At 69.7% G+C, this 9,823-nt stretch carries 7 protein-coding genes and 2 pseudogenes; 3 read left to right on the top strand and 6 right to left on the bottom strand.

The window, feature by feature from the left end:
• Nucleotides 1–1,196 (top strand): annotated as a pseudogene (locus HLK59_RS45090) (D-alanyl-D-alanine carboxypeptidase); the annotation flags it as partial.
• A 194-nt stretch (nt 1,197–1,390) separates the two neighbouring features.
• Nucleotides 1,391–3,262, top strand: coding sequence for an MFS transporter (locus tag HLK59_RS45085; protein WP_171147475.1), 1,872 nt, complete (start codon nt 1,391–1,393; stop codon nt 3,260–3,262).
• On the opposite strand, the gene HLK59_RS45080 is transcribed toward HLK59_RS45085, so the two are convergent.
• The 3 genes from HLK59_RS45080 to HLK59_RS45070 form a co-directional block, all read right to left on the bottom strand.
• Complete coding sequence (locus tag HLK59_RS45080) at nt 3,255–4,115, bottom strand: MerR family transcriptional regulator (RefSeq protein WP_171147474.1); 861 nt, start codon at nt 4,113–4,115, stop codon at nt 3,255–3,257. The genes HLK59_RS45085 and HLK59_RS45080 overlap by 8 nt on opposite strands.
• A gap of 93 nt (nt 4,116–4,208) precedes the next feature.
• The gene (locus HLK59_RS45075; RefSeq protein WP_171147473.1) at nt 4,209–4,715 is read right to left on the bottom strand and encodes a glutathione peroxidase; all 507 of its coding nucleotides are present in this window, start codon (nt 4,713–4,715) and stop codon (nt 4,209–4,211) included.
• 9 nt (nt 4,716–4,724) lie between these two features.
• Entirely contained in the window at nt 4,725–5,708 is a 984-nt protein-coding gene (locus HLK59_RS45070; RefSeq protein ID WP_171147472.1) for a winged helix-turn-helix domain-containing protein, read from the bottom strand.
• 71 nt (nt 5,709–5,779) lie between these two features.
• Here HLK59_RS45070 and HLK59_RS45065 point away from each other — a divergent pair, with 71 nt between their 5' ends.
• Nucleotides 5,780–7,021 (top strand): MFS transporter, encoded by a 1,242-nt coding sequence (locus HLK59_RS45065; RefSeq protein WP_240983013.1) that lies wholly within the window; start codon nt 5,780–5,782, stop codon nt 7,019–7,021.
• Here HLK59_RS45065 and HLK59_RS51645 read toward each other — a convergent pair.
• The 3 genes and pseudogenes from HLK59_RS51645 to HLK59_RS45050 form a co-directional block, all read right to left on the bottom strand.
• Nucleotides 6,995–7,096, bottom strand: a pseudogene (locus HLK59_RS51645) (DUF397 domain-containing protein); the annotation flags it as partial. The gene HLK59_RS45065 and the pseudogene HLK59_RS51645 sit on opposite strands and share 27 nt — an antisense overlap.
• Nucleotides 7,093–7,926, bottom strand: a complete 834-nt coding sequence (locus tag HLK59_RS45055; protein ID WP_171147470.1) for a helix-turn-helix transcriptional regulator — start codon at nt 7,924–7,926, stop codon at nt 7,093–7,095. The gene HLK59_RS45055 and the pseudogene HLK59_RS51645, both read right to left, overlap by 4 nt.
• A 202-nt stretch (nt 7,927–8,128) precedes the next feature.
• Nucleotides 8,129–9,823 (bottom strand): tetratricopeptide repeat protein (locus tag HLK59_RS45050; protein ID WP_171147469.1); only part of this gene is annotated, 1,695 nt, incomplete at its 5' end.

Genomic DNA, 9,823 nt, shown 5'->3' with positions numbered 1-9,823 from the left:
AGATCTGGACCCCCCTCGTCCTGCTCCTCGCGGTCGTCTTCGCAGTCGCCCAGGCGATGCGCCCCCTGCCCACCCCCACCCTCGAACTCACCGCCGAGGACAGCTACGCCTTCGACGGCGGCAAGGTCGACATCCCGTGGCCCGCCGAGGGCCAGGCCGCCCTCGACGTCCAGGGCATCGGCAGCTTCGGCTCCTCCGGCGACCAGAAGCCCGTTCCGATCGCCAGTGTCGCCAAGGTCATGACGGCGTACGTCATCCTCCGCGACCACCCGCTGAAGAGCGGCGCCGAGGGCCCGAAGATCAAGATCGACCAGGCCGCGCAGGACCAGGGCGACAATGCCGGCCAGGAGTCCACGGTCAAGGTCACCGCCGGTGACTCCATCAGCCAGCGCGAGGCACTCGAAGCCATCCTCATCGCGTCCGCGAACAACGTCGCCCGCCTCCTCGCCCGCTGGGACGCCGGCTCGGAGAAGGCGTTCGTGGAGAAGATGAACCAGGCCGCCGAGGACCTCGGGATGACGAACACCACGTACACCGACCCCTCGGGCCTGAACGACAGCACCGTCTCCACCGCCGTGGACCAGGTGAAGCTCGGCAAGAAGGCGATGGAGGAGCCCGCGTTCCGCGAGGTCGCGGCGATGATGTCGTACGACGACTACAAGGGCGTCAACCACGGCAACTGGAACCAGATCGTCGGCAAGAACAACGTCGTCGGCATCAAGACCGGCACCACCACCTCCGCCCTCGGCAACCTCCTCTTCGCGGCGAAGAAGGAGGTCGGCGGCGAGACCCGCACCATCGTCGGGGCCGTCCTGCGCCAGCCGGCCGGCGGTGTGGACAACACCATCCTCAGCGCCGCCCTGACCGGCGGCGACCAGCTGATCCGGGCCGCCCAGGGCGCGCTGGAGTCCGCGACGATCATCAAGAAGGGCGATGTCGTCGGGTACGTCGACGACGGCCTCGGCGGCAAGACCTCCGTCGTCGCCACCAAGGACGTCACGGCCGTCGGCTGGTCCGGGCTCACCGTCAAGCTGACCTTCGCCGCCGACGACGTACCGCACACCGCGAAGGCCGGCACCAAGGTCGGCACGCTCACGGTGGGTGACGCCTCGGCCGGTGCGGTGAAGGTGCCGGTCGCGCTCCAGAAGGACCTCGTCGAACCGGGCTTCACGGACAAGCTGACGCGCATCACCTGACCCCTGGTCGACCGGGCACCCGCGAGGGCGCCCGGTCGACGACGGGACCCTCCCGCTTGAGCGAAGCCGAGAGCGGGGGAGCGTGCTAGCGTCACGAATCGGGGCAGGTCGCCGCTCCCGGAGACGCAGCCGTGAACATGGCCGGAACGGGACGGGGCCGAGAACAGAAGACAGGACACGGGGAGTGCCTGAAGGTGGCCACAGCCGAGCCGACACGCGCCGACGACGCCGATCCGGGCCCGGGAACCGGCCCGCGAATACGTGTGCCCGCGCCGCGTGACGGCGGGGAACGCAAGAACAGTCCCGCGGAGGAGCAGCCGCCGGCCGCGCACTCCGCCTTTGCCGCTGCCTTTCTCGCTCTGCGTGAGCGCCTGCTGAGACACCCCGTGCTGTCCCTCACCGCGCTGTCCGGGGTGCTGCACGTCGTCTGGTTCTTCACCTTCGCCAACAGCGGCGGCGACCTGGCCGCACAGGACGCCTGGGCCGAGTTCGTCGGCCGCCACCCGGACTCGGCGTACAACCTGGCCTGGTACGGCGGGATGCACCCGGTGTCGTACAGCGTGGTGTCGCCGTATCTGATGTCGGTTCTCGGTGTCCGTACGACGATGATGATCGCGGGCACGGTCTCCGCCGGGCTGCTCACGATGATCCTCATCCGCAGCCGGTCGGTGAGGAACCCGCTGTGGGCGGCGCTCGCCGGGCTCTTCGCCTTCCTCTGCAACGCCGCCTCGGGGCGGGTCACCTTCGGTCTGGGCACGGTGTTCGCGCTCGGCGCGGTCGCCGTCGTGTTCTGCTGGCCGCACCGCTGGCGCTACAAGCGCTGGGCGAAGGCGCTGTGCGCGGCCCCGCTGGCCGCGCTCGCGACGATGGCCTCGCCGGTGGCGGGACTGTTCGTGGGGCTGGTGGCCGCGGCGCTGTTCCTTCAGAAGCGGCGGCCGGGCGCGTGGGCGCTGGGGATCGCGCCGACCGCGGTGGTCGCGGTGTCGGCGTGGCTCTTCCCGTTCTCGGGGACGCAGCCGATGGGGTTCGGCTCGGTGATCCTGCCGTTCTCGTACGGCGTCCTCGTCTGTGTGCTCGTCCCCAAGGAGTGGAAGACGGTCCGGCTGACGGCCGGGGTGTACGCCCTCGGGGTCGTCCTCGTCTGGCTGATCAGCTCGCAGATCGGGACCAACATCTCGCGGCTGCCGATGCTGTTCGCGGGCGTCGCGCTGGTGGCGGCGCTCCCGTTCGCGGTGCCGCGCTCCCGCAGGTGGTACGCGATCGTGCTGTCCATCGCCGTGTTCACCGGCTGGATCGGGTTCAAGTCGGTCGACGACATCGTCCACACCACCCCGGCCGCCTCCTGGGCCCGCGAACTGGCACCGCTCGTCAACGAACTCCAGGGGGTCGGCGCGGAGAAGGGCCGCGTCGAAGTCGTGCCCGCACGCTCCCACCGCGAGGCCTCCGCACTCGCCCCGTACGTCAACCTGGCCCGCGGCTGGAACCGGCAGGCCGACATGGAGCGCAACCCGCTCTTCTACGACGACACCCTGAACTCGGCGAACTACCACGAGTGGCTGGAACGCTGGGCGGTGCACTTCGTGGTGCTGCCGAAGGACGCGCCCGACGGGGACGGCGGGGAGCGCGAGCGGGAGCTCGTGCAGCGCGGGATGCCCTACCTCAAGCAGGTCTGGGGCGACGCCAACTGGCAGCTGTTCGCGGTGACCGACCCGGCCCCGCTCGCCGAGCCCGACGCGGTCGTCGAGCGCGCCGAGCAGGGCGAGTGGACCCTCCAGGTGAGCAAGCCGGGCCGGATCCTCATCCGCATCCCCTACTCGCCGTGGCTGAGCATCGTCGACGCCGACGGCAAGAGCCTCAAGGGCCCCCAGGAGACGCAGGCGTCCAAGGACCGGCCCGACGGCGAGCCGAAGTCGTACGACAACGTCAACGGCTGTCTGACGGAGACGGCGGAGGACGTCCACGGCGACAAGTGGACGGAGCTGCTGGCGCCGAAGGCGGGGACGTACCGGCTGGCGGCGCCGTATCAGCTGCCGAGGGGCACCCCGTGTCCCGACGAGCTCAAGTAGCGGCCGGCTTGACGGGGAACGCCACGTCGCACACCGGATCGTCGGCCCCCGCCGCGTCCCAGTCCGCGAAGTAGATCTCCCGGCAGGGTCCGGCCTGTTCCAGGCCCTGCGCGGTGATCCACTCCTCGACGGCCTCGAAGGCGGCCATGATCTGGGGATGGGCGACCTGGGCCTTGCTGATACGGGTGTAGGCGAACCGCTGGGCCGGCTCCACCCGTACCCCGGTCTCCCGGGCCCGCCCCCGCGCCGCCGCCCAGGCCCGCGCGGCGGTCTCGTCGGCGACCGGTACACAGGACTCGGCGGGGCCGTCGCTCTCCATGGAGACCTCGGAGTGGTAGACGACGAACGGCGCCGCCGTCACGCCCCCGCACTCCCGCGCGGCCGCCTCCAGACGCCCCAGGGACGCCCCGATCCAGGCCGGCAGCTCATCGGCCAGCGTGTGCCGCTTCTCGGTGATCACCACCCGCTCCGGCAGTTCCACCGTCTCCACCACGAACTTCCCGTACATCTCGGAGCTCCTCCCCGACAGTCGTCCACGGAGGTACTCGGCGAGCGTCCGCTGCCCCGCCACCCGCGCCTCGACGTCCGCCCAGTAGGCGGCGAGCCGATCGGCCCCCTCGGCGCCGCCCGCCTCGACCACCTCGGCGATCCGGGCGAGCGGCATGTCGAGCTGCCGGAGCAGCGCGACGAGCCGGGCGCGTTCGACCTGGCCGGCGCGGTAGTAGCGGTAGCCGCTGGCCTCGTCCACATGGGCCGGGGCCAGCAGGCCGAGCCGGTCGTACAGCCGCAGGGCCTTGGCCGAGAGGCGGGCCCGCGCGGCGAACGCGCCGATGGTGAGCAGTTCGTCGGTCACCGGTTCATCCTCCGTCACCGGACGGTGACTTCCGCCCGGTGACGAGGAGGCTCAGCCCTGCCCCAGGGACAAGGTCAACCGGCCCAGGGCCGCTCAGACTGCGAGCTGCGCCTCGACGGCGGCGACCAGCTCCGCCGACTCCGGCTCGGTCTGCGGCGAGAAGCGGGCCACGACGGTCCCGTCCCGGCCGATGAGGAACTTCTCGAAGTTCCAGCGGATGTCGCCGGTGTGCCCCTCGGCGTCGGCGAACCCGACGAGCCGCTCGTAGAGCGCGTGCCGGCTCTCGCCGTTCACCTCGACCTTCTCGGTCAGCGGGAAGGACACGCCGTACGTCGCCGAGCAGAACTCCGCGATCTCCTCGGCGCTGCCGGGCTCCTGCCCGAGGAACTGGTTGCAGGGCACGCCGAGGACGGTGAAGCCCTTGTCGGCGTACTCCTTCTGGAGCTTCTCCAGACCCGTGTACTGCGGGGTCAGCCCGCACTTGGAGGCCACGTTCACGATGAGAACGGCCTGGCCCGCGTACTGGGAGAGGTCGGCGGCGCCGCCCTGGAGGGTGTCGATGTCGACGGAGAGGGGGGAGGTGCTGTCAGAAAGCGTCATAAGCGGATGCTAACTCCGGTAAGTGTCGGGCCGCCGTGAGGCCTCCACGAGCACGCTCCCCGCCGCCGTCCGCTCGTACAGCACCGACCGCCCCGCCCGCCGCCGCTCGACCAGCCCGGCGTCCAGGAGCACCCGCAGATGGCGGCCGACCGAGCCGAGGGCGTGGCCCGTGACGGCGACGAGGTGGCTGGTGCTCATGGGGGAGGCGAGGAGGACGAGCACCTCGGCCCGGGCGGGGCCGAGCAGAGCGGAGATGCCGGCGGGGGTACTGCGGGCACCGTGGTCGGCGAGTACGCCCGTGCAGGTGTAGACGAGGGCGTAGCGCTCCGGCCTCTCCCAGCTGACCCAGCCTCTCCCCGTGGTGACCGGCATGAGGACGAGTTCGGCGCCGGAGATGTCGAAGGGCGGGTACTCGTGCACGTTCACCTGGAGCCGGTTGTCGCCGAGCCAGCGGGTCTGCCCCGGCTTCAGGGAGTCCAGTACGGCTGCCCAGCCTCCCCGGCTCACCTGTGCGGTCCGGGCGACCACGTCCGCCTCCAGGATGCGCCGTCGGCGTTCCCAGTGCGGCCTCACGGTCTCCGTCCAGACGTATGTCATGAGCGCGGACGCCCGCTCGGGCAGGTCGTCGCGCTCCAGGGCGGCGGGGAGGGGGCCGGCGAGGGAGACACGGAGGTTGGCGCGGGCCACGGCCGGATCCGTCGCCCGCAGCCGGGCCAGGGTCTCCTCCAGGGGTTCCCCGTCGCGAGGGAGGGGCGCCAGGAAGTCGGCGATCCACGAAGTGCCCAGCCCGGCGCGGACGAGCTGCGCGATCACCGGATCGGCCGCGAGGAGGGCGCGGTATCCGGGCAGATGGGCGCGGAGCCAGACCTCCTCGCCGGGGTGTGCACCGGTGCCGGTGTGCAGCAGTTGCAGGCTTGCGAAGGTCTCCGCGAAGGGGGACAGCGTGAACCGGCTGCGGGCGAGGGTGTCGGCGTCGAGTTGCCACCAGCCCATGAGCCCCCCGAACTTTCGCCGACGGGCGAAACAATAACGATCGACGCCCGCTCGCCCCGAGACTCCCCTGCATGCGCAGCTACCGCGAGCTCTTCCGCACCCCGGAGTTCACCCCCTTCTTCCTCTCCTACGCCGCCTTCAACGCGGCCCTGACGATCGGCGGCCTCTCCCTCGCCACCCTGGTCTACCGCGCCACCGACTCACCCCTCCTCGCGGCGATGAGCATGTTCGGCCCGCAGCTGGCGCAGGTACTGGGCGCGACCTTCCTCCTCTCCGGCGCCGACCGGCTGCCCCCGAGGGCGACGCTGGCCTGGTCGGGATTCGCCTTCGCCGCGCTGACGGCGGTGCTGGCGCTGCCAGGACTGCCGGTCTGGGCTGTTTTCGTGGTGGTACTGGTACAGGGTCTGATCGCGTCGCTGGGCGGGGGAGTGACGGGCGGCCTCCTGAACGAGATCCTCCCCAAGTCCGGTTTCGTACTGGGCCGTTCGGTGTTCAACATGGCGTCCGGCCTGATGCAGGTCCTCGGCTTCGCGACGGGCGGCGCGCTCCTGGCACTCCTGTCCCCGCGCACCTGCCTGCTCCTCGCGGCGGCGCTGTACCTGACACAGGCCCTGGGCTACCGCTTCGGCCTCTCCCCCCGCCCACCACGCGCGACGGGCCGCCTCTCGGTCAAGGCGACCTGGACCAACAACGCGTTCCTGTGGTCCTCGCGCGGACGCCGCCTGACCTACCTGGGACTGTGGATCCCCAACGGCCTGGTCGTCGGCTGCGATTCCCTCTACGTCTCCTACGCCCCGGAGGCGGCGGGTGTGCTGTTCGCGAGCGGGGCGTTGGGCATGTTCGCGGGTGACGTGTGGGTGGGCCGCTTCGTACGCCCGGCCCTGCGCACCCGCCTGGCGACGCCGCTGCTCCTGCTACTGGCGACGCCGTACCTGCTGTTCATGTCCCACCCCCCGGTGGCCGTCGCTGCCGTGGCCGTCTGCCTCTCCAACGTCGGCTTCGCCGCGAGCCTGGTCCAGCAGGAACGCCTCATGTCCCTCACACCGGACGACATGGCGGGACACGCGCTCGGCTTGCGTTCCGCCGGGATGCTCACCATGCAGGGCGTGGCGGCGGCGCTGGCGGGCACGGTGGCCCAACTGACGTCACCGGCGACGGGGATGACGGTGATGGCGTCCGCGTCGGTGGCGGTGACGCTGGGGCTAGCGGTGGCGGGCCGCCAGCGGGAGGAACGAGGTCCAGGTGTCGGGGGTGACGGTGAGGTTGGGGCCGTCGGTGTGCTTGGAGTCGCGGATGTGGATGGTGCGGGGTGAGGTGGCGACTTCGAGGCAGTTACCGCCCTGCTCGGTGCTATAGCTGGACTTGAACCATTCCGGTGCGGTGCTCATCGCTCTCCTAGCAGGCGGTCCAACAGGCCTCTGGTCTCCTGGGGGTTGAGAGCCTGTGACCGCAGCATCGCATATTTGAGTTCCAGGACGGATACCTCGTCGGGGTCGGCGATCATCCAGCCTTTGCGCTGGCCCTCGACGTAGGCGAGGTGCTGGTGGTCGAGGGTTTCGATGAGAACGAAGGGTCCGGAGAGCCCGGCGTGGAAGTCCCGGCCCACCGGCATGACCTGGATCGTGACCCCGGGCAGGGTGGCCCACTCGCGCAGGCGCCGCAGTTGTCCGTGGCGTACCTCGTCCCCGCCCAGCCGGTCCATGAGGGTCATCTCGGAGATGATGAAGGTGGCGGTCGGCGGCACCTTTCGCCTCAGGATCTCCTGACGCTCGATGCGTGCCGTGACGCGCTGCTCGACCTCGTCCTCTGTCAGGGCGGGCACCTCGTTCAGAAAGACGGCGCGGGCGTAGGCCGGGGTCTGGAGGAGGCCCGGCAGAGCCTGGTTCTCGAACGACGACAGCGCCAACGCCACCTGCTCCAGGTCGATGTACTGCTCCACCCACCTCGGGAACAGATCGATCTCAGGCATGTTGGCGAGCGCCACGCACAACGCCCCCTTGGTGTCGAGGAGTTCATCCAGCAGCGCCGCCAGATCCTCCTTCAACGTCCGCCTGCCCTGCTCGATCGAGGCGATCGTCTCCTCATCCACCCCCACCCGCTCGGCAAGCGCCACCTGCGTCAGCCCGGCCGCCCGCCGAAACACCCCGACAAGACTCCCGACCATCTTCACGGCAGACGCGTTCTTCCTCATCCGCGAGCTGCGGCTCTTGTTGCTCATACGGAGGAACTCCCCACAAAGAGGGGTACGTTCACTCGTTGTCACCCGTACAAGAAATCTGTACGGGTTCGGTGAACACCTCGGGCACCTTGTTGTCGAGGACGATGCTGCGGCAGGTCTCGGTGTGGACGGCGTTCAGGAGAGGCCCGAGCGGACCAGGACGGGCCCGCGCCCATGGATTCGCCGGGGGCATTTGGTCAGTTCAATAGGGGTGCTGGGCCCGGGCCGTGGCCAGGTTGTCGCGTGCACGCAGTGTGTTGGGGTGGGTGTTGCCGAGGACTTGCTCGGATTGGGTGAGGACGGTTTTCAGGAGGGGGACGGCCCGTTCCATGTCTCCGATCTCGGCATAGGCGACGGCAAGGTCGTGGCGCGCGCTCAGGGTGCTGGGTCGGATGTCGCCGATGGTCCGCTCGAACTGGGGGAGGACGGTTTCCAGAAGACAGATAGCTCGTTCCAGGTCTCCGGTCTTGCTGTAGGCAAAGGCAAGGCTGTGGCATGCGTTCAGGGTGTTGGGGTGGGTGTTGCCGAGGACTTGCTCGGATTGGGCCAGGACGGTTTTCAGGAGGGGGACGGCCCGTTCCAGGTCCGCGGTCTCGGTGTATGCACGGGCGAGGTTGTGGCGGGCGGCCAGGGCGTAGGGATGAGCGTCGCCGACGGTCTGCTTGAACTGGGCGAGGACGGTTTCCAGGAGGGGGATGGCCCGTTCTGGGTGCCCGGCTTCGGTGTATGCGCGGGCGAGATTGTGGCGGGCGACGACGGTGCTGCTATCGGTGTCCCTGAAGTCGTGTTCGCGCTGGGCCAATACCTGTTGACGCAAGGTGACGGTCTGGCCGTCTCGTAGCTGCCGGAACAGGGTCTGGGCGACGCTGAGGTAGACGTTGGCCATCGCCAAGTTCGGAGCGATGCCGACGGGGGTGTTCTCGGCGAGGGCGATGATGTGAGGGACGAACTCCTGCCAGCGGTTGTCGGCGATATCGTCCTGGTTGGCCGACGGCAGGGCATGCTGAAGCGCATGCTCGGCGTCCAGTCGCCCAGGCGGTGGATCTTCCGGTCCATGCGGTCGGTTGCGTAGCACCGCCTGCACCAAGCGGTGGACCTTGAGGGTGTTCTGGTCGCCGAAGCTGACCATGTTGTACGTGTGCAGCACGCCCAGCGCCCTGTTCAGCGCGACCAAGTCGGGTGTCAGAGAGACGAGGTACGCGCGTGGAATGTCATCCGGCGCCAGCCACGCCATGGCGTCCAGCAGCCTGACAGCCAGCGGATCGCGCCCCGCGACGGCGACGATTGTCTGATCCCAGATCCGAGCAATCGTCCGCTCCGGATCAATCCCCTCACTCGCCTCGTCCAGCACCAACCCCAGCAACCGGCGATATTCCTCCAGCCCAGTCCCCGTCTGATGCACATACGCCCCCGCCTGCTCCAACGCCAGCGGCAGACACCCCAGATCCCGCGCCAACTCCGTGGCCGCCGCCCACTCCTCACCCGTAGGAGCCCGATCGGCGAACGCGAGCCGGGTCAGCAGATCGACCGCGTCCTCCAGGGGCAGCACACCCAATGCCATGGGCCGCGTGGTCACCACATGCCACCCCGTCGCCTTGCGACTGGTCGCCAGATGATGCCCCCGATGCAGCGTCCCCACGTAAGGCTTCAACACCCCCGGATCCTCGACGTTGTCGAAGACCAGCAACCACCCTTCATGCTCCTGAAGCCACAGCACCGCCCAGGCCGCCCGCTCGTCCGACCCCACCGCCCCGGCCCACTGCGGGCACAAGGCCATGGCCAGCCCCGCGAGCCCCGACACGATCGACTCGGCGCTCTCCGCGGTGATCCACCAGACCAGCGCGTACGACTCCCGGTACTGCTGCGCGTAGTGCAGGGCCAGCGAACTCTTCCCCAC

This window comes from Streptomyces sp. S3(2020) (genome assembly GCF_013044505.1).
In the GTDB taxonomy this organism is placed as follows: domain Bacteria; phylum Actinomycetota; class Actinomycetes; order Streptomycetales; family Streptomycetaceae; genus Streptomyces.
This window is presented reverse-complemented; position numbering and strand designations above follow the sequence as displayed.

Excerpts from the sequence above, each read along its gene's own strand:
- HLK59_RS45055 (WP_171147470.1), bottom strand. The coding sequence starts at position 7,926 with ATGAGCAACAAGAGCCGCAGCTCGCGGATGAGGAAGAACGCGTCTGCC.
- HLK59_RS45070 (WP_171147472.1), bottom strand. The coding sequence starts at position 5,708 with ATGGGCTGGTGGCAACTCGACGCCGACACCCTCGCCCGCAGCCGGTTC.
- HLK59_RS45075 (WP_171147473.1), bottom strand. The coding sequence starts at position 4,715 with ATGACGCTTTCTGACAGCACCTCCCCCCTCTCCGTCGACATCGACACC.
- HLK59_RS45065 (WP_240983013.1), top strand. The coding sequence starts at position 5,780 with ATGCGCAGCTACCGCGAGCTCTTCCGCACCCCGGAGTTCACCCCCTTC.